General features: G+C 70.6%; 23 protein-coding genes. 17 read left to right on the top strand and 6 right to left on the bottom strand.

The genetic code is table 11. From position 1 onward, the window contains the following. Positions 1–49: 49 nt before the first annotated feature. From ABIC70_RS20315 to eutC, 9 genes are all read left to right on the top strand, one after another. The gene (locus tag ABIC70_RS20315; protein WP_043356373.1) at positions 50–922 is read left to right on the top strand and encodes an ABC transporter permease subunit; all 873 of its coding nucleotides are present in this window, start codon (positions 50–52) and stop codon (positions 920–922) included. A gap of 4 nt (positions 923–926) precedes the next feature. Next, the gene (locus ABIC70_RS20320) at positions 927–1,991 is read left to right on the top strand and encodes a branched-chain amino acid ABC transporter permease (protein ID WP_502916032.1); all 1,065 of its coding nucleotides are present in this window, start codon (positions 927–929) and stop codon (positions 1,989–1,991) included. After that, positions 1,988–2,734, top strand: a complete 747-nt coding sequence (locus tag ABIC70_RS20325) for an ABC transporter ATP-binding protein (protein ID WP_354440855.1) — start codon at positions 1,988–1,990, stop codon at positions 2,732–2,734. Before ABIC70_RS20320 ends, ABIC70_RS20325 begins: the two co-directional genes overlap by 4 nt. Next, positions 2,727–3,437, top strand: coding sequence for an ABC transporter ATP-binding protein (locus ABIC70_RS20330; RefSeq protein WP_043356375.1), 711 nt, complete (start codon positions 2,727–2,729; stop codon positions 3,435–3,437). Before ABIC70_RS20325 ends, ABIC70_RS20330 begins: the two co-directional genes overlap by 8 nt. A gap of 33 nt (positions 3,438–3,470) precedes the next feature. Continuing rightward, a complete protein-coding gene (locus ABIC70_RS20335) occupies positions 3,471–4,463 on the top strand; it encodes an acetamidase/formamidase family protein (RefSeq protein ID WP_053610608.1) in 993 nt (330 codons plus the stop codon). A gap of 21 nt (positions 4,464–4,484) precedes the next feature. After that, positions 4,485–5,246, top strand: a complete 762-nt coding sequence (locus ABIC70_RS20340) for an SDR family NAD(P)-dependent oxidoreductase (protein ID WP_043352173.1) — start codon at positions 4,485–4,487, stop codon at positions 5,244–5,246. A gap of 315 nt (positions 5,247–5,561) precedes the next feature. Then, on the top strand, positions 5,562–6,266 hold the full coding sequence (locus ABIC70_RS20345) for a L,D-transpeptidase (protein WP_354440858.1): 705 nt from the start codon (positions 5,562–5,564) through the stop codon (positions 6,264–6,266). A 140-nt stretch (positions 6,267–6,406) separates the two neighbouring features. Next, complete coding sequence (locus tag ABIC70_RS20350) at positions 6,407–7,810, top strand: ethanolamine ammonia-lyase subunit EutB (protein WP_354440860.1); 1,404 nt, start codon at positions 6,407–6,409, stop codon at positions 7,808–7,810. Further along, positions 7,807–8,601, top strand: coding sequence for an ethanolamine ammonia-lyase subunit EutC (gene eutC, locus ABIC70_RS20355; RefSeq protein WP_354440862.1), 795 nt, complete (start codon positions 7,807–7,809; stop codon positions 8,599–8,601). The genes ABIC70_RS20350 and eutC overlap by 4 nt, the downstream gene beginning before the upstream one ends. A gap of 24 nt (positions 8,602–8,625) precedes the next feature. Here eutC and ABIC70_RS20360 read toward each other — a convergent pair whose 3' ends face one another. Further along, the gene (locus ABIC70_RS20360; RefSeq protein ID WP_354440864.1) at positions 8,626–9,582 is read right to left on the bottom strand and encodes a GlxA family transcriptional regulator; all 957 of its coding nucleotides are present in this window, start codon (positions 9,580–9,582) and stop codon (positions 8,626–8,628) included. A 203-nt stretch (positions 9,583–9,785) separates the two neighbouring features. On the opposite strand from ABIC70_RS20360, the gene solA reads away from it, so the two are divergent. From solA to ABIC70_RS20385, 5 genes are all read left to right on the top strand, one after another. Beyond that, positions 9,786–10,949 carry an N-methyl-L-tryptophan oxidase gene (solA, locus tag ABIC70_RS20365; protein ID WP_274926906.1) on the top strand — a complete coding sequence of 388 codons (1,164 nt, stop codon included), beginning with the start codon at positions 9,786–9,788 and terminating at the stop codon, positions 10,947–10,949. A gap of 71 nt (positions 10,950–11,020) precedes the next feature. Next, positions 11,021–11,863, top strand: a complete 843-nt coding sequence (locus ABIC70_RS20370; RefSeq protein WP_043348808.1) for a transporter substrate-binding domain-containing protein — start codon at positions 11,021–11,023, stop codon at positions 11,861–11,863. 37 nt (positions 11,864–11,900) lie between these two features. After that, positions 11,901–12,650: an amino acid ABC transporter permease gene (locus ABIC70_RS20375; protein WP_053611262.1), complete on the top strand. Its 750-nt coding sequence runs from the start codon at positions 11,901–11,903 to the stop codon at positions 12,648–12,650. Further along, positions 12,647–13,498, top strand: coding sequence for an amino acid ABC transporter permease (locus tag ABIC70_RS20380; RefSeq protein WP_053611263.1), 852 nt, complete (start codon positions 12,647–12,649; stop codon positions 13,496–13,498). The genes ABIC70_RS20375 and ABIC70_RS20380 overlap by 4 nt, the downstream gene beginning before the upstream one ends. A 4-nt stretch (positions 13,499–13,502) precedes the next feature. Further along, the gene (locus tag ABIC70_RS20385; RefSeq protein WP_354440867.1) at positions 13,503–14,282 is read left to right on the top strand and encodes an amino acid ABC transporter ATP-binding protein; all 780 of its coding nucleotides are present in this window, start codon (positions 13,503–13,505) and stop codon (positions 14,280–14,282) included. Between the two features lie 27 nt (positions 14,283–14,309). Here the strand turns inward: ABIC70_RS20385 and ABIC70_RS20390 are convergent, their stop codons facing one another. From ABIC70_RS20390 to ABIC70_RS20405, 4 genes are read right to left on the bottom strand one after another with little or no spacing between them, the layout of a single operon-like run. Then, the gene (locus tag ABIC70_RS20390; RefSeq protein WP_354440869.1) at positions 14,310–15,200 is read right to left on the bottom strand and encodes a polysaccharide deacetylase family protein; all 891 of its coding nucleotides are present in this window, start codon (positions 15,198–15,200) and stop codon (positions 14,310–14,312) included. A 12-nt stretch (positions 15,201–15,212) separates the two neighbouring features. Continuing rightward, positions 15,213–17,681 (bottom strand): branched-chain amino acid ABC transporter ATP-binding protein/permease, encoded by a 2,469-nt coding sequence (locus ABIC70_RS20395; RefSeq protein ID WP_354440871.1) that lies wholly within the window; start codon positions 17,679–17,681, stop codon positions 15,213–15,215. A 4-nt stretch (positions 17,682–17,685) separates the two neighbouring features. Continuing rightward, complete coding sequence (locus ABIC70_RS20400; RefSeq protein ID WP_354440873.1) at positions 17,686–18,555, bottom strand: branched-chain amino acid ABC transporter permease; 870 nt, start codon at positions 18,553–18,555, stop codon at positions 17,686–17,688. A gap of 8 nt (positions 18,556–18,563) precedes the next feature. Continuing rightward, on the bottom strand, positions 18,564–19,745 hold the full coding sequence (locus ABIC70_RS20405) for an ABC transporter substrate-binding protein (protein WP_043758721.1): 1,182 nt from the start codon (positions 19,743–19,745) through the stop codon (positions 18,564–18,566). A 197-nt stretch (positions 19,746–19,942) separates the two neighbouring features. On the opposite strand from ABIC70_RS20405, the gene ABIC70_RS20410 reads away from it, so the two are divergent. Then, entirely contained in the window at positions 19,943–20,359 is a 417-nt protein-coding gene (locus tag ABIC70_RS20410) for a nuclear transport factor 2 family protein (RefSeq protein WP_354440875.1), read from the top strand. 10 nt (positions 20,360–20,369) lie between these two features. On the opposite strand, the gene ABIC70_RS20415 is transcribed toward ABIC70_RS20410, so the two are convergent. Continuing rightward, positions 20,370–21,071 (bottom strand): GntR family transcriptional regulator, encoded by a 702-nt coding sequence (locus tag ABIC70_RS20415; RefSeq protein WP_043389194.1) that lies wholly within the window; start codon positions 21,069–21,071, stop codon positions 20,370–20,372. A 707-nt stretch (positions 21,072–21,778) separates the two neighbouring features. Here ABIC70_RS20415 and ABIC70_RS20420 point away from each other — a divergent pair. After that, on the top strand, positions 21,779–22,093 hold the full coding sequence (locus ABIC70_RS20420; RefSeq protein WP_354440877.1) for a hypothetical protein: 315 nt from the start codon (positions 21,779–21,781) through the stop codon (positions 22,091–22,093). Positions 22,094–22,679: 586 nt separating this feature from the next. Next, positions 22,680–23,546 (top strand): outer membrane protein, encoded by an 867-nt coding sequence (locus tag ABIC70_RS20425; RefSeq protein WP_043758726.1) that lies wholly within the window; start codon positions 22,680–22,682, stop codon positions 23,544–23,546. The last annotated feature ends 235 nt before the right edge of the window (positions 23,547–23,781 follow it).

The raw sequence follows: 23,781 nt of genomic DNA on the forward strand, positions 1-23,781 counted from the left end.
GCCGGGGCCCGTGCGCCCCGGCCCCCTCCGTCATGATCGGGCCTCCTGGATGGATCTGCTGACCCACGCCTTCACGTTCCTCTACCAGATCGGCGACGCGTTCTCGTTCCTGGTGCTCTCCGCCTGCGGTCTCGCGGTGGTGTTCGGCATGATGGGCGTCATCAACCTCGCGCACGGCGAACTCATCATGTGCGGGGCCTACGTGACCGCGGCGACGACGCGGGCCGGGCTGCCCCTGCCCCTCGGCATCCTCGCGGGGGCGCTCGCGGCCGGCGCCGTCGGCATGGTGATGGAGCGCCTCGTCATCCGCCACCTCTACGGCCGGCCCCTGGACACGATCGTGGCAACCTGGGGCATCAGCCTCGCGGCGACGCAGGGCACACTGATCCTGCTGGGCTCCAGCATGCCGGGGATCGGCACGCCGCTCGGCAGCTTCGCGGTTGGCGGCTACTCCTACTCGACCTATCGCGTGGTCCTGATGGTCGCCGCCGTTGCGGTGCTGGCCGGGCTCTACCTCGCCTTCAACGCCACCCGCTTCGGCACCCTGGCGCGGGCCACCATCCAGGTGCCGCACATGGCCGAGGCCCTCGGCGTCGACACGCGCACCGTCTACGCCCTGACCTTCGGCCTCGGCGCGGCGCTGGCGGGCCTCGCGGGCGGGCTCTACGCGCCGACCATGACCATCGTGCCGACCATGGGCACGACCTTCATCATGGAGGCCTTCGTCACCGTGGTGGTCGGCGGCGCCGACATCTTCCTCGGCACGGCGCCGGCGGCGCTCGTACTCGGCACGGTGCGGGCACTGCTCACCACGTGGCAGGGCCAGCTCTTCGGGCAGATCGGGCTCCTCGTCGCGGTGATCCTGGTGATCCGGGTGCTGCCGCGGGGCATTTCGGGCCTGATCCTGCGCGAGCGGGCGTGAGGCCATGGTGATGAGTCTGGCGATGACCCTGCTCCGGCGCCTCGAAGGCCCGCAGACCCTGGGACGCGGGCCGGCCTTCTGGAGCGCGTTCGCGATCGTGATCACCGCCGCCATCGCCTATCCGTGGTTCGCGGACGGCTACACGGTCGGCAACACCGCCTACTTCTTCTGCTGGGTGTTCATGGCGCTCGGCCTGTGCCTGATCTGGGGCTATGGCGGCGCGCTGAGCTTCGGCCAGACCGCCTTCTTCGGCCTCTCCGGCTACGCCTACGGGGTGCTCACCCTCAATGTCGGCGCCGCCTACGGTTTCACCCTGGCGGCCTTGGTGCTGGCGGTGGCCCTCTCGGCCGTCATGGCGGCCCTCCTCGGCTATTTCCTGTTCTTCGGCCGGATCGGCGGCGTGTTTCTCGGCATCATCACCCTGTCGGTGACGCTCGCCCTGGAGCGCTTCATGGCGCAGACCGCCGGCCCGGAATGGAAGATCGGGGCGGCGCGCCTCAATGGCTACAACGGCATGAGCGGCATGCCGCCCCTGACCGTGCCGTGGTTCGACGGCGAAATCGTGCTGTTTCCCGACGTCGCCCTCTATTACGGCCTCCTGGGTCTGCTGCTCGTCGTCTACCTCGCGCTGCGCATCCTGGTGAACGCCCGGTTCGGCAACGTTCTGGTGGCGATCCGCGAGAACCCGGAACGGGCCGAGATGCTGGGCTACGACGTCCGGCGCTACCAGCTCGCCGCCTTCGTGATCGGCTCGGCCCTCGCGGGGCTGAGCGGTACCCTCTACACCGCGTGGGGCCAGTACATCACGCCCTCCAGCATGGGCCTCACCGCCGCCGCGCTGCCGGTGATCTGGGTCGCGGTCGGCGGCCGCGGCGACCTGACGGCCACGCTGATCGGCACGCTCGTGGTCCTCGGCGGCTTCCAGGCGCTGACGATCTACGGCAGCCAGTACGCCCTCGTGGTGATGGGCCTGCTCCTCGTCGTGGTGGTGCTGGCGGCGCCCGACGGCTTGGTGGTGGCAGCCATGCGCGGGCTCGGCCGCCTGCGCCACCGGGAGGCCGGCCGATGACTCCGCTCCTCGAGACCCGCGCTCTCAGCAAGCATTTCGGCGGCCTCCACGTCACCAACGACGTGAACTTCGCCCTCGCGGCGGGGGAGATCCACTGCCTGATCGGGCCGAACGGCGCCGGCAAGAGCACCTTCTTCCGCCTGCTGCTGGGCGAGTACACGCCGGAGCGGGGGCAGATCCTCTACGCCGGCGAGGACATCACCGCGCTCAAGCCCTTCGCGCGGATCCGCCGGGGCATGAGCGTCAAGTTCCAGGTGCCGGGCATCTTCCCGAGCCTGTCGGTCGCCCACAACCTGGAGATTGCGCTCCAGCATCATCTCGAGGGGGCCTCGCTCGGCGCCGAGATCCGCCGGCTGCTCGCCTTCCTCAACCTCAGCGCGGCGGCCTCCGAGCGGGCCGGCAATCTCAGCCACGGGCAGAAGCAGTGGCTGGAGATCGGCATGGCGATCAGCCTCAAGCCGCGCCTGCTCCTCCTCGACGAACCCACCGCCGGGATGTCGCCGGACGAGACCTTCGCCACCGGCGCGATGGTACAGGCCCTCAACCGCGACGGCGTCGCGGTGCTGGCCATCGAGCACGACATGGCCTTCGTCCGGCAGATCGCCCAGCGGGTGACCGTGCTCCATGTCGGGCGCATCTTCGCCCAGGGCACCACCGACGCGATCATCGCGGACGAGCGGGTGGCGGCGATCTACCTCGGCGAGACGGATGCGCCACCCCTGTGGAGTGTCGCCGATGCCTGAGCCGCTTCTCGCGACCACCGGCCTGCGGGCCGGCTACGGCGGCAAGCCCGTGCTGCAGGGGGTCGACCTCGCGGTCCGGCCCGGTGAGATCGTGGCGGTGATCGGCCGCAACGGCGTCGGCAAGTCGACGCTGATGCGCAGCCTCGTCGGGCTGCTGCCCGCCTCCGGGGGCGGCATCGCCTTCCGGGGCGCCGCGGTCGAGGGCCTCGCCGCCCACCGGCGCGCCCGCCTCGGCATCGGTTACGTGCCCCAGGGCCGCGACGTCTTCCCGCGCATGAGCGTCGCCGACAACCTGACGGTCGGCGCGTCCCTGCTGCCGAAGGGCGAGCGGCCGGATTACGAGCGCGCCTTCGGGCCGTTCCCGATCCTGCGGGAGCGGCGCGGGCAGCGGGCCGGAACCCTCTCCGGCGGCCAGCAGCAGCAGCTCGCCATCGGCCGCGTCCTCGTCGGCGGACCCGCCCTGATCCTCCTCGACGAGCCGTCCGAGGGCATCCAGCCCTCGGTGGTGCAGCAGATCGGCCGCACCCTGGTCGATCTCAACCGCCGTACCGGGGTCACGATCGTGTTCGTGGAGCAGAACCTCGACCTGATCCGCGCCATGGCCCAGCGCAGCTACGTCATGGACAAGGGCCGGATCGTCGCGGAGCTGACGGCCCGGGACCTCGACGACCGCGACCTCGTCCGGCGCCACCTCGCCGTCTGACACCTCAATCCGTCAACCAAGGGAGAGACGACCATGCAGTGGCTCGATCAGTCCATCATGGCCCGCAAGGGTGTCGCCGGCGGCAAGTCCGGCCAGGAGCACACGATCACCGAGGCCGAGCAGGGCCGCTACCACTACGTCTACGGGCCCTTCGCCGAGCCGGTCCTCACCGTCGATCCGGGCGCCGTGGTCACCGTCGAGACCCACGACGCCTTCGAGGGCAAGATCCGCCACGAGACCGACAGCCCGACGCAGATCCTGAACTTCCCCTATCTCAACCCGCAGAACGGGCCGATCTACGTCAACGGCGCCGAGAAGGGCGACTGCCTTGCGGTGGCGATCCGCTCGATCCGGCCGCGCGGCCCGCAGCCCTGCGGTACGACGCTGATCATGCCGGAATTCGGCGGCCTCGTCGCCACCGGCGACACCGCGCTCCTCAACCCGTCCCTGCCCGAGCGGGTGCGCAAGCTCGAGGTGACGGCCGAGAACGGCGTGCGCTGGAACGACCGGATCACGCTGCCCTACCAGCCGTTCATCGGCACGATCGGCACCTCGCCGGAGATCGAGGCGATCTCCTCTCTGCAGCCGGACTATTACGGCGGCAACATGGATCTGCCCGACGTCGGCGTCGGCGCGGTGATCTACCTGCCGGTGAATACCGAGGGCGCGCTCCTGTATCTCGGCGACTGCCACGCCGCGCAGGGCGACGGCGAGCTCTGCGGCGTAGCGGTGGAGCACCCGACCCACACGACGGTGCAGATCGACCTGATCAAGGGCTGGACCTTCCGCTGGCCGCGGCTGGAGACCGCCGACTTCTACATGACGATCGGCTCGGCCCGGCCGATGGAGGACGCCGCGCGCATCGCCTACCGGGAGCTGGTCCGCTGGCTCGCCGCCGATTTCGGCTTCGACGAGATCGACGCCTACATGCTGCTCACGCAGTGCGGGCGCGTGCGGCTCGGCAACATGGTCGATCCGAAGTACACGCTCGGCGCCTCGATCACGAAGGCGATCGCCCACGCCTGATCGGCGACGGAGGAGGATGGCATGGATCTCGGGCTCAGAGGCCGCCGGGCGCTGGTGACCGGCGGCACCAAGGGCATCGGCGCGGCGATCGTCGACCTGCTTGCCGACGAGGGGGCGGCGGTCGCCCTCTGCGCCCGCAACGCCGCGGAGGTCGCCGCCAAGGTCGACGCCCTGCGCGCCAAGGGCGTGGCGGCGACCGGGCGCGCCCTCGACGTCGCCGATCCCGCCGCCCTGCGCGGCTGGGTCGCCGAGGCCGCAGGGGAGCTCGGCGGCCTCGACATCGTGGTGCCGAACGTGAGCGCGCTGGCCGTCGGAAGCGACGAGGCGGCGTGGCGCAGCGGCTTCACGGTCGACATGATGGGCACCGTCACGGCGGTCGAGGCGGCGATGCCGTTCCTCGAACGCTCCGAGGCCGGCGCGATCGTCGTCATCTCCAGCGTCTCCGGGCGCGAGATCGACTTCGCGGCCGGACCCTACGGCGCCTTCAAGGCGGCGCTGATCCACTATGCGCAGGGGCTGGCCTTCCAGCTCGCGCCCCGAAACATCCGCGCCAACTCGGTCTCGCCCGGCAACACCTATTTCGCGGGCGGCGTCTGGCACCAGATCGAGACCGGCAACCCGGCGCTGTTCGCCGAGGCGCTCCGGCTGAACCCGACCGGCCGGATGGCGCGTCCGGAGGAGGTGGCGCGCGCGGCCGTCTTCCTGGCGAGCCCTGCCGCGAGCTTCATCACCGGCACCAATCTCGTTGTGGATGGAAGCCTGACCCGCGGCGTGCAGTTCTGAGGCTTTCGAACGCCCTCAGGCGACATCCGGAAGCCTGAACCGGCGACGGGACCGGTCTGCCGCGCGTCGGCAGGCGGGATCGGGACACCGTCCCGAAGGACACGCGCGGCCGGCCCATGCGCATCGGATGTTCGGCGGCGAAGTCTGGAGATCGCGGATATCGACCACACTTGCGACGCAATTCGCCTGCTTTCGGCTCTGTAGAGACAAGCTTGCCAGGCGCGCTGCCACGCGGCACTCTCAAGCTTGGCCGTTCGCGCGACGGAGGCACGTTGCGCGGTCGCGCCGGGCTGCAGGACAGGGAAGTCCAGGGCGATGATGACGGACGATCGCATGGCCGGCGGGCTCGACGAGCGCGGGCGCCCCGGACTCGACGCGGGGCTTCTCAGCCGCCGGTCGTTCCTGGCCGGCTCGGCTCTCGGGATCGGCGCCCTCTCGCTCGGCGGGTGCGGGACGACCGACACCCTGCTCATGGCCGAGGCGGCGAAGACCTACGGGCCGATGCCGAACGAGAAGTTCCCGATCCCGGCGGTCGACATCAGCAAGGTCAACCCGAAATACTATCGGCGGACCGTCCAGTACGCCTCGTCGGAGGCGCCCGGCACGATCGTCGTCGATCCCGCCAACTATTACGTCTACCGCATCGAGGGCGACGGCGCTGCCACGCGCTACGGCGCCAATGTCGGCCGTCAGGGCTTCCTGTGGAACGGCAACGCGTATGTCGGTCGCAAGTCCGAATGGGCGACCTGGACCCCGCCCAAGGAGATGATCCGGCGCCAGCCCGAGGCGGCGAAATACGCCCGCGGCATGCCCGGCGGACTCGACAACCCGCTCGGCGCCCGCACGCTCCACCTCTACCAGAACGGCGCCTATACGCTCTACACGATCTACGCCAGCAGCGACGCCGAATCGATCGGCACGGGCATCACCAGCGGCTGCGTCGGCCTGCTCAGCCAGGACATGATCCATCTCTACGCGCAGACGCCCGTCAAGACGAAGGTGGTCGTGCTCCCGGCCTGAGGGCGGGCATCCGCCGCGCGCGATCCCGGACGGAACGCGTCAGTTTCGCCGATGGCGGTGCCGTTCCCGCTCCCCGGCGGCCTCGACATGCTGCAGGATCGGGTTCCCTGACGTCCGACAGCGCGCCGGGAGCGCCCGCCATGGCCTACGCGACGACGATCGAAGGCACACGCTTCACCTTCCCCGACCTGCGCCGCCTGCTCGCCAAGGCGACGCCGGAGCGGTCAGGCGACCAGCTCGCCGGCCTCTGCGCCGACGGGCCGGTCGAGCGCCTGGCCGCGCAGATCGCGCTGGCGGACCTGCCGCTCAAGACCTTCCTGGCCGAGGAGCTGATCCCCTCGGAGGAGGACGAGGTCTCCGACCTGATCGCCCGCCGGCACGACGCGGCGGCCTTCGCGCCGGTCTCGTCCCTCACGGTCGGCGCCTTCCGCGAGTGGCTGCTCTCCCCCGCCGCCGACGCGCGGGCGCTCGCCGCCCTCTCGCCCGGCCTCACCCCCGAGATGGTCGCGGCGGTCTCCAAGATCTGCCGGCTGCAGGATCTCGTCGCGGTGGCCGCCAAGCGGCCGGTGGTGACGCGCTTCCGCTCCACGATCGGCCTGCCCGGACGCCTCGCCACCCGCAACCAGCCGAACCATCCGACCGATTCGTCCGAGGGCATCCTGATCTCGGCCCTCGACGGCCTGCTGATGGGCTCGGGCGACGCGGTCATCGGGGTGAATCCGGCCACCGATTCCCTGCCGGACTACATCCGCATCGTCGAGCTTCTGGAGACCCTGCGGCTGCGCCTCGACGTGCCGACCCAGCATTGCTGCCTCGGCCACGTCACCGTGGCGATCGAGGCCATGGCGAAAGGCGCGCCCGTCGATCTCGTGTTCCAGTCGGTGGCGGGCTCGCAGAAGGCCAATGCCGGCTTCGGCGTCGACCTCGCCGTCCTGCGCGAGGCCTCGGAGGCGGCGCGGGCGCTGGGCCGCTGCCCGGCGGGCGGCCAGGTCATGTATTTCGAGACCGGGCAGGGCTCGGCCCTTTCGGCCGACGCCCATTGGGGCGTCGACCAGCAGACCATGGAGGCGCGCGCCTACGCGGTGGCGCGCGAGTTCAACCCGCTCCTCGTCAACACGGTCGTGGGCTTCATCGGCCCCGAATACCTGTACAACGGCAAGCAGATCATCCGGGCCGGGCTAGAGGACCACTTCTGCGGCAAGCTGCTCGGCCTGCCGATGGGCGTGGACGTCTGCTACACCAACCATGCCGATGCCGACGGCGAGGACATGGACGCGCTCCTGACCCTGCTCTGCGCGGCCGGCGTCAACTTCGTCATCACCGTGCCGGGGGCGGACGACGTGATGCTGAACTACCAGTCGCTGTCCCACCACGACGCGGTCTTCGCCCGCGAGACCCTGGGCCGTCCGCCAGCCCCGGAATTCGAGGCGTGGCTGCGCGACGTGCGCATCACGGACGCGCAGGGCCGGCTCACCAGCGCCACGGGTGAGTTGCCCCCGGCCCTCGCCGCGGCCTCCCGGCTCCTGCCCGGGCGGGCCGCGTGAGCGACCCGGCCAAGCCGGCCAAGCCGGCCCACGCGGGCACCCCGACGCTGCGCGATCTGCGCGGGCTGACCCAGGCCCGCATCGCCCTGGGCGCGCACGGCGCCGGCCTTCCCACCGGCGCGGCGCTCGCCTTCGGCCTCGACCATGCCCGCGCCCGCGAGGCGGTCTGGACGCCCCTCGACGCGGCCGCGATCGGCGCAGCTCTGCGGGCCCAGGGCCTGGAGTCGGTCGAGGTCCGCTCCGCCGCGTCCGACCGGACGGAGTACCTGCGCCGGCCGGACCGGGGCCGCAGCCTCGCTCCGGAATCCGCCACGGTGCTCGACGGGCACGGGCCGGGCTTCGACGTCGCCATCGTGATCGCGGACGGGCTCTCGGCCACGGCGGTCGCGCTGAACGCGGTCCCCGCCGCCGCGGCGCTCGCGGCGCGGGTGCGCCGGGCGGGCTGGAGCCTCGCCCCGGTGGTCGTCGCGAGCCAGGGGCGGGTGGCGATCGGCGATCCCATCGGGGCCCGGCTCGGGGCGCGCTGCGTCGTGGTGCTGATCGGTGAGCGGCCCGGCCTGTCAGCCTCGGACAGCCTCGGCTGCTACGTGACGTTCGGCCCGGAGCCGGGGCTAGCCGATTCCCGGCGCAACTGCATCTCGAACATCCGGGAGGGCGGCCTTTCGGTCGAGGCGGCCGCCGGGCAGATGGAGGCGCTGCTGCGGGCGATGCTGGCCCAGGGCACCAGCGGCGTCGCGCTGCGCCGGGAGGATCCCGCCGATCCGAAGGCTCTCCCGGACGCCCGGGACTGACCGCTCGGATTGCCCGAACGGTCGTCACGCTCGCTCCGCGGACGGGCTGCAGCCGAACTGGGACCGGTAGCAGCGGGCAAAATGGGCCGCGCTCGCGAACCCGCAGGCGGTTGCGATCTCACCGATCCGGAGCGGGCTCTGGCGCAGCAGACGCCGTCCATGGGCGAGGCGGATGGCCTTGTACTGGGCCGAGAAGCTCAAGCCGAGCTTCTCGAGGAACAGCCGGTCGAGGTGACGCGGGCTGATCGCCGCGAGGCGCGCCATGGCGAGGCGGCCGAGCGGCGCCTCCACCGTTTTCTCCATCGTCTCCAGCACCGTCAGCAGGGCCGGATGGTGAATTCCATAGCGCTCGACCGCGGAGGCCCGCTGCGGGTCGTCGGCGGCGCCGATGGCGGTGTGGAGGAACCAGTCGGAGACGCGGCGGGCGAAGGCCTCACCCATGCGCTCGGCGATCAAGGCGTGGGCCATCTCCAGGGGCGCGACGCCGCCGCCGCAGGTCAGGCGATCGCCGTCGGCGACGTAGCGCGCCCGGTTCAGGCGCGCGTCCGGGAAGGTCTCGACCGTGGCGCCGGCATATTCCCAGTGCAGCGTGAACGCGTGATCGGCCAGCAGGCCCGCCGCGGCCATCAGGTAGGGACCGCCCGAGATGCCGCCGATGCGCACGCCGAGCCGAGCCATCCGCCGTAGGGTCGCGTGGATCTCGGGCCTGTCCCACCCGGTCGGCTCGCCGCCCGCGCAGACGAAGAGGGTATGGAGATGGCCGCGCTGGCGCGGCAGCGCCTCGGTGGGGACCTCCGCGCCCGACGAGGCGGCGACCCGGCCCTCCGCCTCGCCGAAGTAGCGCAGCCGGTAGAGCGGCCGCCCGGCGAGATCGTTGGCCGCGCGGAACGGCTCGCAGCCCGAGGCAAACGACATCAGCGCGAAGCCGGGCACGAGGATGAAGCCGATCTCCTGCGGTGAATCCGCGGTCTCTGCAGCCATTCCGCCAGCGCTCTCCGGCCTCACACGGCTCAGCCGTGCAAGAAACCGTCCGTCCTGGTCAAACGCGATGCGTGGCATCCATCATCCTGTGTGTCGTCTTCCCGTGCCGCGCGAGACCGCCTCCGGATGCCTCGACCTGCCGACTTGCCCCCGTTCCGCGCTGCGGCGGCGTCCCGTCCCGGCAGCCTCCAGGAGTGCCGGCCGTGAGCCGCCGCTACGACGTCGCCGTTCTGGGACTCGGCGCGATGGGCAGCGCCGCGCTCTACCAGCTGGCGAAGCGGGGCGCCGCGGTCATCGGGCTCGACCGCTTCGCGCCGCCCCACGCGCTTGGGTCCAGCCACGGCGAGACGCGGATCACCCGGCAGGCGGTCGGTGAGGGCGCCGACTACGTTCCCTTCGTCACCGCCTCGCACCGCATCTGGCGCGAGCTGGAGGCCGAGACCGGCGAGACCCTGCTGAACGCCTGCGGCGCCCTCGTCATGGCACCCGGCCACGGCACTTCGTCCCATCACGGGAAGCCGGATTTCGTCGGACGCTCGATTAGCGCGGCACAGGGGGCCGGCATCGCCCACGAGGTGCTCGACGGTGCGGCGGTGGCCCGCCGGTTCCCGCAATTCCTCAACCTCGCGGGCGACGAGAAGGCTTATTACGAGCCGGGCGGCGGCTACGTGTTCCCGGAGCGCTGCCTCGCGGTGCAGCTCGGCCGCGCGGGGGCCGCGGGCGCCGAGATCCGCACGAACTGCGCGGTGGTCGGGCTGCAGCAGGACGGGAGCGGCGTCCGTATCGACACCGCGGAGGGGACCATCCTGGCCGACCGCGCCGTCGTGGCCGCGGGCGCCTGGACGGCCCCGCTGCTCGGGAGCCCATTCGACCGGCTCCTGACCGTCCGCCGTCAGCTCCTGCATTGGTACGCGCTGGCGGACGAGACCGCCTACGGGCCGCATTCGCCGGTCTTCATCTGGATGTACGGGACGGGCGACACCGAATACCTCTACGGCTTCCCGCCGCTCGACGGGTCCATCAAGGTCGCCACGGAGCAGTACGACACCATTACCAGTGCAGACGGGGTGGAGCGCCGCGTCGACTTGTCCGAATCCGCCGAGATGTACCGGCTGCGCGTCGCGAACCGGGTGGCCGGCGCGACCCCGGAGGTCGTCCAGGCCGCGGCCTGCGTCTACACGGTGACCCCCGACCGCGGCTTCATCATCGACCGGCATCCCGCGATGGACCGGGTCACGGTGGTCTCCGCCTGTTCGGGGCACGGCTTCAAGCACTCGGCCGGCATCGGCGAGGCCGTCGCGGCAGAACTGGCCGGGACCGGCGGCACAGTCGATCTCACGCCCTTCGCCTTGGCACGTTTCAGTTGATGCGCCGGCTAATGGCTCGTGGATTGCTAGAAACCATGCCAAGATCGGTTGACCCGAGCAGGAAAGATCCGATGCGCCTCACGATCCGCACCCTTCTGACGACCGGTGCGCTGGCCGCGCTCGCGGCGTTCTCGGCCGTCGCGCTGCCCGGCCGGGCCACGGCCGCCGACGGCGTCGACGCGATCAAGAAGCGCGGGACGCTGATCGTCGGCGTGAAGGCGGATTACAAGCCGTTCGGCTTCCGCGACCCGAGTGGGACGATTATCGGCCTCGAGCCCGACCTTGCCGCCGACCTCGCCAAGCGCCTGGGCGTGAAGCTCGAACTCGTGCCGGTCGTCTCGGCCAACCGGATCGAGTTCCTGCAGCAGGGCAAGGTCGATCTGCTGATCGCCACCCTGTCGGACAAGCCGGAGCGCCGCCGCGTCGTCCAGGCGATCGACCCGAACTACTATTCCGACTTCGTGAACGTCCTACTGCCCAAGTCGTCCGGGATCACCGACTGGGCGCAGCTCAAGGGCAAGCCGGTCTGCGCCACCTCGGGGGCTTGGTACAACAAGGACGTCGCGCGGACCTACGGGGCGGAGATCGTCGCCTTCGACGGATCCGAGAAGCCGCTCTTCGCGCTCAAGCAGGGCAACTGCATCGGCTACGTTTACGACCAGAGCATGCTGCAGGGTAAACTGCTCGACGACGACTGGAAGGCCAACTACGCGCTGCCGCTCAAGGGCATCCTCGACGCCCCGTGGATGATGGCGGTGGCGCAGGGCAACACCACGCTCCAGGCCGCGGTCGAGGACGCCACCAAGGACTGGATGAAGACCGGCTTCATTGTCAACGAGGAGAAGAAGTGGGGCATCGAGCCGACCGCTTACTCGAAGGCGATGTACGAGAAGTACAAGAACGCGACCAACTGATGCGCGCCTGCACGACGAAGCCGGGCGTTCACCCGCGATGATCGCCACGATCCAGGCGTGGTTCCAGCAGCTCTACGAGACCACGGGCTTCAACTTCACAATCTTCTACGATCCCTACGACTGGGACCGGTACGTGGCCGGCCTGCGGATGACGCTGCTCCTCGGGATCAGCACCATCCTGGCGAGCCTCGTCATCGGCGCCGTCGGGGCGCTCCTGCAGAGCGGGCCGTCGCGCGTCCTGCGGGCGCTGGTCAACGGCTTCGTGGTGGTGTTCCGCAACACGCCGCCGCTCGTGCAGATCTTCTTCTTCTACTTCGGCCTCGGGACGCTGCTCCCGGACATCCGCTCGGCCGACGGCCTGCGCGCGCCGATCCTCAACAACGTCCAGTGGGCGATCATCTCGCTGTCGCTGTTCGCGGGCGCGTTCAACGTCGAGATCTTCCGCTCCGGCATCGAGGCCGTGCCCCGGACCACGATCGAGGCCGCCGAGGCCCTGGGCTATACCCGCTTCAAGGCCTACCGGTACGTCGTCCTGCCGCTGGCCCTGCGCGTGTGCCTGCCGGCCCTGAACAACAACCTCATCAACCTCCTGAAGACCACCACGTTGGCCTACGCCATCGCGGTCCCGGAGACCCTGTACGCGGTCAAGCAGATCTGGTCCGAGTCGCAGAACGTCCTGGAGATGATGCTGGTGCTGCTCGCGACCTACGCGGTCCTCGTCGGCGTGCTCGTCTGGATCATGCACCGCTGGGAGCGCGCCCTGCGCATCCCGGGATACGGCCGATGAGCGCCCCAGATTCGCAGGGCCAGCGACCGGGGGACCTACCGGTCCTCCTGCCGTTCGCGCTCCCGAAGGACCGCGCAGCGTCGCGCCTGCGCCCGGCCCATCTCTGGCTGCTCGCCGGGCTCGCCCTCGTCGCCGTCCCGGCCTGGGCGCAGGGCGGGGCCGCCGCGCTGTCGCCGCTGGAGGTCGTGATCAAGTGGGCGCCGCTCCTGCTCACGGGCTTCGCCTTCAACGTCGCGATCTCGCTGATGGCGATGGCGATCGGCACGGTGGCGGGCATCGGGCTCGGGCTGGCCATGCTGGCGGAGGGGCGGATCCTGCCCCGCCTCGCGTGGTGCGCCACGCAGGTGTTCCGCAACGTGCCCTGGCTGGTGCTGCTGTTCTTCGTGATGTTCCTCGTGCCGTTCCAGATCACGGTGTTCGGCCTGCGCGTGCCGCTGCCCGACTGGGTGAAGGCGACCTTCGGCTTCAGCCTGCCGGTCATGGCCAACGTCGCCGAGATCGTCCGCGGCGCGGTGCGCTCGGTGCCGAACACCCAGTGGGAGGCCGCCGAGTCGCTGGCCTTCACCCGTCGGCAGACGATGTGGCGCATCATCCTACCCCAGTGCGCAAAGCGGATGCTGCCGCCCTGGATGAACGTCTATTCGCTGATCGCGATGGCGACGGTGCAGGCGTCGATCGTCGGCGTCACCGAGATGCTGACGCTGACCGCACAGGTGCACGCCGCCGAGGGCGGCCGCCCCGAGCTGTTCGCCCCGCTCTACGGCTTCGCCCTGCTCTGCTTCTTCCTCTACTGCTACCCGATCGACCGGTTCACCGCCGCCCTGGAACGCCGCTTCGAGACCCGTTGAAACCATGACGCGCGCGACCCTGGCCGAAACCCCGTCCCCGAATTGGACGCCCGATCAGCCGATCGTCCGCATCGCCGACGTGCACAAGTCCTTCGGGACGTTCGAGGTGCTGAAGGGGATCAGCTTCGACGTCCGCAAGGGCGAGGTGGTCTGCATCATCGGCCCCTCGGGCTCGGGCAAGTCGACGCTGATCCGCTGCATCAACGCGCTGGTGCCGGTCACCGCGGGCTCGATCGAGGTCGAGGGGACCGACGTCACCGATCCGCGGCTCGACAAGCTGGCGCTGCGCCGCAAGGTCGGCATGGTGTTCCAGCAATACAACCTGTTCCCGCACAAGACCGCGCTGCAGAACGTGATGATGGCTCCCATCCACGTCCTCGGTCAGGAGAAGCGCGAGGTCGAGGCGCGGGCGCGGGCGCTCCTCGCCAAGGTCCGGCTGGCCGGCAAGGAGAACGCCTATCCCGGCGAGCTGTCCGGCGGCCAGCAGCAGCGCGTGGCCATCGCCCGCTCGCTGGCGATGCGGCCGGACGTGATGCTGTTCGACGAGGTCACCGCCGCCCTCGATCCGGAGACGGTCAAAGAGGTGCTGGTGACGATCCGGGAACTCGCCGAGGAGGGCATGACCTGCATGCTCGTCACGCACGAGATGAACTTCGCCCGCGACGTCGCCGACCACATCTACTTCACCGACCGCGGCGTCATCGTCGAGCACGGCCCGCCCGCGACCTTCTTCGCCTCCGCCCAGGACGAGCGCACGCGCCGGTTCCTTTCGCAGGTGCTCTGAGGCCCTCCGGTCCGGACTGGGACCGCGTCAGCGCGGCCCGGCCTCCTGCGCGACGATGTGGTCGGCGATCGCCCCGGCGGTGGTGAGCCAGATGTCGCCGCGGTGGTCGGCGATGTGCTGGAGCGCCCGCCGCAGGGGCCGCAGCCGGTGCGGTCGTCCGACGATGTAGGGGTGGAGCGCGATGCCCATGACGAGGGGCGCACGCCGGGACTGCTCCAACATCTCGTCGAAGGCGTCGACGATGGCGTCCGCGAACTGGCGACCCGTCTCCTTGCGGGCGACGATGGCGGGGATGTCGTTGAGTTCCTGCGGGTACGGCACCGTCAGGATCCGGCCGCCGTTGCGGGTCGAGAACCACGTAGGCTGGTCGTCGTGGTCCCAGTCCAGCAGGTAGCGGTAGCCTGCCTCGGCGAGCAGGTCGGGCGTCACCCGCGACTGCGAGATCCAGGGGCCGAGCCAGCCGGAAGGCGGGCGGCCTTCCTGCGCGGCGATCACCGCCGTCGTCTCGGCGATCAGGGCCCGCTCGGCGGCCTCGTCGAGGGTGCCCTGCCGCTCCGCGTTGGTCCGCCCGTGGCCGACGATCTCGTCGCCGCGGGCGCGGAACGCCTCGATCAGCCCGGGGCAGTCCCGGTAGAGGTTGCTATTGACCAGCACGCTCGCGGGCATCGCCAGGGCGTCCAGCATCTCGGCGATCCGCCACGCGCCGACCCGGTTGCCCCAGTCGCGCCACGCGTAGTTGAGCACGTCCGGCTGCGGGCCGCCCGGCGCCAGCTCGGCGCCCAGGCCCTCGCCGAACGCGAAGGTCTCCAGGTTCAGCCCGACATAGACGGCGAGGCGCTTGCCCTCCGGCCAGTCGTAGACCGGCCGGTCCGGGAGCGCGCTGAAGCTGTAGCGGCCGTGGCCCGCATTCGTGTCCATGTGGAGACCCTGTTACGCCGCACCGAGATAGGCCGCTTCCAGCCCCTTGTCCGCCGACAGTGCCGCGGCGGTTCCGCGCGCGACCACCCGGCCCTGCTCCAGCACGTAGCCGCGGTCGGCAACCGTGAGGGCGAGCGCGGCCATCTGGTCGACGATCAGGATGGTGACGCCCTCGTCGCGCAGTTCGGCCACGGTAGCGTAGAGGGCGTTGATCATCGCCGGGGCGAGGCCCAGCGACGGCTCGTCGAGGAGCAGGATGCGCGGATGCGCCATCAACCCGCGGGCGATGGCCAGCATCTGCTGCTCGCCGCCTGAGAGCAGGCCCGCCCGGCTCGCTGCCCGGTCCCGCAGCCGCGGGAACCGGTCGAGCAGGCGCTCGACCTCGGCCGGGTCGATCGGCGTCCCGCGTCCGAAGGCGCCGAGGCGGATGTTCTCGACGACGCTGAGCTCCGGGAAGACCTGTCGGCCCTCCGGTACCAGGACGAGGCCGCTGCGGGCGATCCGGTGCGCGGGCAGCGCCTCGACGCGCCGGTCGTCGAACACGATCGATCCCGCCACCGGGCGCAGCAGTCCCGCGAGAGCCCGCATGGCCGTGGACTTACCGGCGCCGTTGGCGCCCAGCAGGGCGACGGTCTCGCCCGGCCGCACGTCGAGATGGATGCCATCGAGGACGGGCGCGGCGCCGTAGCCGGCCGTCAGGTCGAGGACGGAGAGGACGGCATCCGCCGGCCCCTGCCACGGCGTGCTTCGCGGCCGGGCGGGCGTGTCGGCGCCGCCGAGATAGGCGCGCAGGACGGCCGGGTCGCGCCGGATCTCGGCGGGCGTGCCGCGTGCGATCGGGCGCCCGGCATCCATGACGAGGATGTGGTCGGAGATGCCCATCACCAGCGGCATGTCGTGCTCGACCAGGACGACCGCGACGCCGCTGTCGGCGATCCGGCGGATCAGGCCGGCCAGCCGGTCGGTGTCGGCCCGCGACAGGCCGGCGGCGGGCTCGTCGAGAAGCAGCACCGTGGGGCCGCCGGCGAGCGCCCGGGCGATCTCCACGAGCCGCCGGTCGACATGGGGCAATTCGGCGGCCAAGCGGTCGAGGGCGCCCCGGTAGCCGACGAACGCGAGGAGCGACGCGGCCGTCGCGCGGTCCTGCGCCCGCGCGCGGCGCCACAGCCGGCCCGGCGCGAAGCCGAGGGCGACGTTGTCCACCACCGGGAGCGAGCCGAACAGGCGCGTGGTCTGGTAGGTGCGCGCGATGCCGGCGCGGGCGACGACGTGGGCCGGCCGTCCGGCGAGGTCGCGTCCGCCCAGCCGGATCGCCCCGGCGGTCGGGCGGTAGAAGCCCGAGATCATGTTCAGCACGGTGGTCTTGCCGGCCCCGTTCGGGCCGATCACGCTGGTGACCGCCGCCGGCTGGGCGGTGAGGTCGACCCGCTCCGCAGCCGTTATGCCGCCGAAGCGGATGCCGATGCCCTCGAGGACCATGGGATCGCGCGCCGTCGTGCCGGGCAGCGACACCTCTTCGCTGTCCCCGGCGGCCGGCGCGTCGCGGCCTCGGGGCAGCAGCCGGGCAAGGCTGCCGACCAGCCCCGAGGGCACCAGCCAGAGCACCGCCAGGGTCGCGACCCCGAAGAACAGCAGGCGGTACTCGGCGAGGCCGGACAGCGCCTCCGGCAGCAGCACGGTGACGAGCGCCCCGAGGAGCGGGCCGAGCACCGTGCCGGCACCGCCGACGATCACCGACAGGACGAACAGGATCGACTGCGAGAACGGGAACGAGCTCGGCGCGATGAACAGCATCAGCGGCGGCAGGACAGCGCCCGCGAGGCCGGTCAGGGCCGCGGAGATCGCGAAGGCCAGGGTCTTCACCCGGACCGGATCGAAGCCCAGCGCCGCGGCCGCGACGTCGGCGTCGCGCACGGCGCGCATCGCCCGGCCGAGGCGGCTGCGGGCGAGGAGGTCGAACCCGGCGAGGCTCGCGCCGGCCGCGAGCACCGCCAGCACCGCGAGCCCGGCCGCACTCACCGGCTCGCCGAGGAGCGTCGGCGCGTCCGTGACGACCAAGCCGTTCTGGCCGCCGGTCAGCTCGCCGCCCTCGATCAGGCCGTGCTCGACAATGAACCCGAAGGCGATCGTCAGCATGGCGAGGTAGGGGCCCTTCACCCGCATCGCAGGCACCGCCACGAGGCCGCCGACGAGCGCCGCGATCAGCGCCGCCGCCGGGAGTGCCAGCCAGAAACTGACGCCGTGGAGCGTCAGGATCGCGCTCGCGTAGGCGCCGATCGCGTAGAAGCCGGCATGGCCGAACGAGATCAGCCCGGTCAGGCCGAGGAGCACGTTGAGGCCGACCCCCGCCACCGTCGTCAGCGCCACGAGGGCGATCACGAAGTGGCTGTAGCCCGCGGTCAGCGCGACGAGGCCGAGCGCGGCGGCGGTGAGGCCGGCGATGCCAAGCCGCATCGCCGGAGCCGAGCGCAGGTACGGCATCGCGTCAGACCTTGTTGACCGCGGCGCGGCCGAGCAGGCCGTCGGGGCGGAGAGTGAGGGCCAGGACGATCACCGAGAACACCACGAGCTGCGTGTAGGTCGAGCCGAGGGTCGCGGTGACGCCGGCCTCGACGAGGCCGTAGAGCAGCCCCGCCAGGATCACCCCGGTGGCGGAGCCGATGCCGCCGAGGATCGCCACCGCGAAGGCCTTGATGCCGAACAGCGTGCCGAGCTCGGCCGAAACCGAGAAGAGCGGCGCGATCAGCAGGCCCGCGATGCCGGCCAGCACCGCCGAGAGCGCGAAGGCGCAGGCCACGGTGCGGCGCACGTCGATCCCCATCAGGCGGGCGGCGTCGGCGTTCTGCGCCACGGCGAGGAGGACGCGGCCGAGATCGGTCCGGCGGAACACCGTGCGGATCGCGAAGGCGAGCGCGATCCCGACCACCGGGATCACGAGCTGCAGCGGGTAGATGCCGGTCCCTAGGATCTCAACGGGTTTCGTCGCCAGCGGCGAGGGCAGGCTGCGCGGCTCCTTGCCGAAGGTGAACAGCACGGTGTTGTCGAGGACGATGCCCCCCGCCACCGTCGCCAGGAGCCACGCATCCGAGCCGCGGGCCACGAACGGACGGACCAGCGCCCGCTCGATCACGAGGCCGAACAGGGCGCAGCCGGCGAGCGCCAGGACGATGGCGGCCGGCATCGGCCAGCCGAGGGTGACGCCCAGCGCATAGGCCAGGACCGCGCCCAGGGTCACGACGCTGCCCTGCGCGAAGTTCACGGTCCCCGACACCGCGTAGGTCACGTGGAAGCCGAGCGCCACGAGCCCGTACATGCTGCCGAGGCCGAGGCCGCTGACGAGGATGGAGGTCAGCATCGCGGGGCTCAGTTGGTCACCGCGACGATCTCACCGTCCTTGAAGCGGGTGAACACGTAGTCGTTCGGGCCGAGTGCGTCGTGTTGGCCGGGGGCGAAGGGCTTGTCGTAGGTTTTGATCAGGCCCGGATAGGTGCCGATCTTGTAGAAGCCGTCGCGGACCTTCGGGCCCTCGGTGGAACCCGCGGCCTCGATGGCGAGCGCCAGCAGGTGCGTGGCGTCGTAGGCGTTGGCGATGCCGACGGCGGGGGTGACGTCGGCCATCGACTTGATCGCCGGGTACTTGGCCTTGAGCGCGTCCAGCACCGTATTCGCCTTCGGCGATGTGTTGCCCGCGAAGGTGAAGGTCTGGATGAAGTGGACCTTGGCGGCGCTCGGGCCGGCGAGCTCGTCGAAGCGGCCGCCTGCCGGCCCCCAATGCGAGACGACCGGCACCGACCAGCCCATCCGGTCGAGGGACTTCACCACCTGGGCCGAGGGGCCGACATTGCCGACGAGGAACAGCGCGTCGGCCCCGGCCTCCTTCAGCCGCGACAACTGGGGCACCATGTCGACGTCGTTGGCCTCGTATTTCTCGATGCCCGCCGCCGGGAGGTTGGCCGCCTGCAGGGCGTCCTTGAGGCCCTTCTGGTTCGACTCGCCCCAGGCGTTGTTGACGAGGATCATGCCGGGCTTCTTCGCCCCGTAGGTCTTCACCGCGTAGGCGACCAGCGCCTCGTCGACGAGGGCATCGACCGCCGAGACCCGGAAGGCGTAATTGTCGGCGGCACCGTTGCGGGTGATGCCGGTGCCGGCCGCCCAGGGGCCGATGAACGGCACCTTCATCTGGTTGGCGATGGGCACGATCGCCATCGAGACCGGCGTGTCGAGGCCGCCGACCACCGCGACGACGCCGACCCGCTGGATCAGCTCTCGGGTCGCCAGCACGCCCTTGGACGGGTTGGCCTCGTCGTCGCGGGCCACCAGCTCGAGCGGACGCCCGAGCACCCCGCCCTTGGCGTTGATCTCGTCGATGGCAAGCCCGATCCCGCGGGAGATGGCCTCGCCGGATTTCGCGGACTGGCCGCTCAGGGCGGTCACGAGGCCGATCTTGACGGTGTCGGCCGCCTGCGCGGTCGAGACCGCGAGGCCGAGCAGCGCACTCGTCGTCACCGCGAAGCGGCGCAGGGTCGGGGGCAGGAAGGAGGCCATGGCGTGTCTCCGAGGGCGGGTCGCCCCAGAAGACCGCAACCTCCATGCCAGCGAGATTCCGGTGCTCGGCCGCTCCCGGCGCCGCGTGCGTGCACCCTCGGAGGCATATTGTGCTCAATCACGTGTCAAAGTGCATACACTTCCTGCATGCACGGACCGGCCTTTTGCGGCACGTTAGGGCCGACAGGAGGCCTGCCATGACCGATGTGACCCACAGCGCGGCGACCGCGCGCGACGCCGCCAACGTCACCGCCTATCTCGAGGCCTCGATGGTCCCGGACCCCGAGACGGCCGCCCGCTACATGGCGCCGGGCACCCGGATCGTGTTCACCGGCGCGCGGGTCTTCAACCATCCGTCCGAGGTCACGGCCTTCAATGCCCGGCGCTACGCCTGGGTGAAGAAGCGGATGGAGCGGCTGGACGTGGTCCCGGGCGACGGCGTCACAACGGTCTACAGCCTCGGGACGCTCTACGGCGCCTGGCCGGACGGCACGCCCTTCGAGGGCAACCGCTACGTCGACCGCTTCACCGTGCGCGACGGCCTGATCGTCGGGATGGAGGTCTGGAACGACAGCGCAGAGCGTCTGCTGACGAAGCACGGCCTCACGGCCTGACGCCGAAGGCTCAGGCTCCGCCGCCCGCGACGTAGGGCGCCAACAGGCGTCCGAGATCGCGCTCGCGCGGGGTCGGGGGCACGATGCGCGCCCGCTCGGCGACCGCATCGAGGTGGTGGTCCATGAGCGCGGCGGCGCGTTCGGCATCACCCGCGACCAGGGCGGCGACGATGTCGCGGTGCTCGCTCACGGCGCAGTCCGAGGAATGCGGCCGGCTGTAGAGGGACAGGATCAGGGCGCAGCGATAGCCGAGTTCGGCGACATACCGGGTCAGCACGGCGCTGCCGGTCATCTCGGCGAGCATCAGATGGAATTCGGTCGCGAGCCGGATCGAGAGCGCCTCGGGCCCGCCCCGGGCGGCCTCCTCGCGGGCGATCTGATCCAGCAGAATCTGACGCTGCTCGGGGCTGAGCTGTCCGGCGAGGCGGCGCACCACGAGCCGCTCCAGACCGAGGCGCACGTCGAAGGTGTCACGCGCCTCCTCCCAACTCGGCGTCGCCACGACGGCAATGCGATTGCGGCGGAGGTCGACCAGGCCTTCCCCGGCCAGCCGCAACAGGGCCTGCCGGGCGATGGTGCGGCTCACGCCGAACCGTTCGCCGAGGGCATCCTCGGGCAGGCGGTCGCCGGGGGCCAGCGCGCGTTCCACGATGGCCCGGCGCAGGGCTTGGCAGATGGCGCCCACGCGATCGCCTTCGTCGGCCGCCTTCATCGATGCCGTCCGCGGCCGATCGCCGATACCTCTGCGCATTGGTGCGTCATGGTCCATTCTCGGTCGCGAGACGCTTCGATGCGTTCGCAGACGTATCGCGGCAGGGTCTTTGCCGATGGAGACCTTCAGGTGCAACGGTCACGCCAGCGCCACCGGATCGGTGGCAGCGGAACCGCGGTGGGCTGCGCCGAACGCCGAGGGGATCCGGGCGGAACGGGGCGTCCGGCGCTCAGGTCCGATCCCGCAGGCGGCGCCCGCCCGCCGGCGGCCCGGATCGAGCCGCGAACGATCACGGAGCGGCAGGGGCGGGCCGCCGGCGGGCGGGTCGACGGCGAAGCCCGGGGCGTTCCGATTCGTCCCCGGATATGCCCCCTCGACACGCGCCATGTTCGATGAGCCTGACCGCCCATCGAGGTCCGCGCAACGACAGTCCGCGTCGCAACCGGCGAGGAGCCGCGGGAATGCCGCTCGGAGGCCCGAACATTGTCTGGAAGTCATCCGTCATCGGTCCAACCGTCCCGGTGCAACCCGTGCGATCGGTCACACGATCGCGATAGATCGACCCGGCCGAAACTTTCTTCGACATAAATTTCTATTTCAGGTCCGGTCCTTTGCGTCCCTGTAATTTGATAACGGCCGATTTGTGCAGACGACGCCATAGCCGATATTTGGACCGTATCTTAAGGATCTCCGCAGAAACTTACGACGTGAAGGTCGCGGCGACGTCGGTTTCGCCGATTCAGCTCAGCCATTTAACCTGTGCGCAGATCCGCGAAGAGGCGGGACGGGTCTCCGCGCGGGCGGCACAGGCGGTTGGGCCGCAGGATGAAAAGCGCCGCAGCGACCAAGTCGCCACGACAGTCGGTGCGGTCATCGTCCTGCCGGCCCTTCTCTTCATCGATGGCGACAACCATCAGACCGCCGAACTCACGCGCCGCAAGGGAGCGGTGAAGGCATTGGAGCAGGCCTCTGTCGAGAAGAGATGCGGTTTGGACTTCGAACCGCAGCCCCCGCGCCGGTAAGTCGACCCCGGCGCATCGTCATCGCGGGGCGCCCACCTCTATCCCAGCGCTTCGGAGACCGCAGGACAGGGTCGAGGCGCCGCCGGCCGGCGATCGGCCGCATCCGCGGCCCGCGACGCCGCCACGAGATCCGATCCCGAAAGCTGCAATCGCAAAGTGGCCGTACCGTATCGAGCAGCTTTCGATCCGTCCGCGTACGTCGAGACGTACGCCAGGGGCCGTCGTGCCGGACCGCGGACGGACGGCGTGCGGCTGACCCTGGGCGACACCGGCGACGTGCGTCCGGGCGCCACCGCGCAGGTCTTCGTCAAAAATCTTCGCCGCAGGCCTCCAGGCTGCTTGGTCAGGCACGCCGACCAAACGCAGGCCGGCGCAATCCTGCGCGCCGCGGCTCGGAGGACAACCCGTAGACGACGACAGATCTTCCTGTTCGTCTTTGAGTAACATTTCTGCGGTATAGAACCGTTAAGGATGCCGAGATCGGGACGCGCGCGAATTTCCAAGTGTTGCCGGCGAGCTACATCTTCCCGATCGCGCGCCTGATACGTCGAGATCAGCAGACGCTGCTAACGGAACCAACACGGACATGACCAAGATCCTGGCCTCTCTGGCTGCATTCACCGCTCTCACGGCTGCGGCGTCTGCCGCCGACCTGCCGCGCCGCGCTGCGCCGCCGCCGGTGTTCACGCCGGTGCCGGTGTTCACCTGGACCGGCTTCTACGTCGGTGTGAACGCCGGCTACGGCTTCGACGCCAACAGCCGCAACACCACCAGCTACGCCCTGCCGGGCGGCTCGCTGATCAACTCCCCCGGCACCTCGGGCGTCGTCAGCGTCAACAACCGCAACAACAACGACGGCTTCTCGGGCGGCGCCCAGATCGGCTACAACTACCAGTTCACGCCGGGCTCGGGCGTGGTGATCGGCTTCGAGGCCGACGCCCAATACGTCGACTTCGCCCGCCGCGCCAACGCCACCCAGAACTACAGCTTCCTGGGCTTCCCCGGCGTCGCCTTCTCCAACCCGCCCGCCTTCGTCGCCACCAGCGGCAACGGCCTCGACTACTTCGGCACCGTCCGCGGCCGCCTCGGCTACGCCTTCGACCGCACCCTCGTGTACGGCACCGGCGGCTTCGCCTACGGCTCCGGCCAGGACGACCAGAACTTCTCCGGCAACCGCTTCCGCGACAGCTTCCGCACCGGCTGGGCCGCCGGCGGCGGCGTCGAGTACGCCCTGCCCACCGACTCCTTCCTGAACTTCTTCCGCTCCTCGGCCGTCACCCTGAAGGTCGAAGGCCTGTACGTCAGCCTCGACCGCCAGAAGAACTCCGCCGGCGGCGTCTTCTACGGCAACCTCCTGCCCCCGAACGGCACCGCCTACCTCAACGGCGCCGCCGCCAAGACCGAGTTCGCCGTCGTCCGCGCCGGCCTGAACTACAAGTTCGGCTCGTACTAAGCCGAGCGTGACTCGAGGGGCCATCGCCCCTCGCGGAGACTTGGCATGGGACTGGTCCTCTGCATGCCGGTCGCCGCGGGATGGCGATGCCCCTCGCTCGACCCTTGCATCCCAGCCCGATCAACCTGGTCGCGAGGTCGACAAAACCCCGGGAGCATTCCGCTCCCGGGGTTTCCGCATGTGTGGGGCCACCCGAAACCGTTGCGCCCACACCTGACCATTGCGCTCGCGATGT

Source organism: Methylobacterium sp. 1973 (assembly GCF_040545035.1).
Taxonomy (GTDB): domain Bacteria; phylum Pseudomonadota; class Alphaproteobacteria; order Rhizobiales; family Beijerinckiaceae; genus Methylobacterium; species Methylobacterium fujisawaense.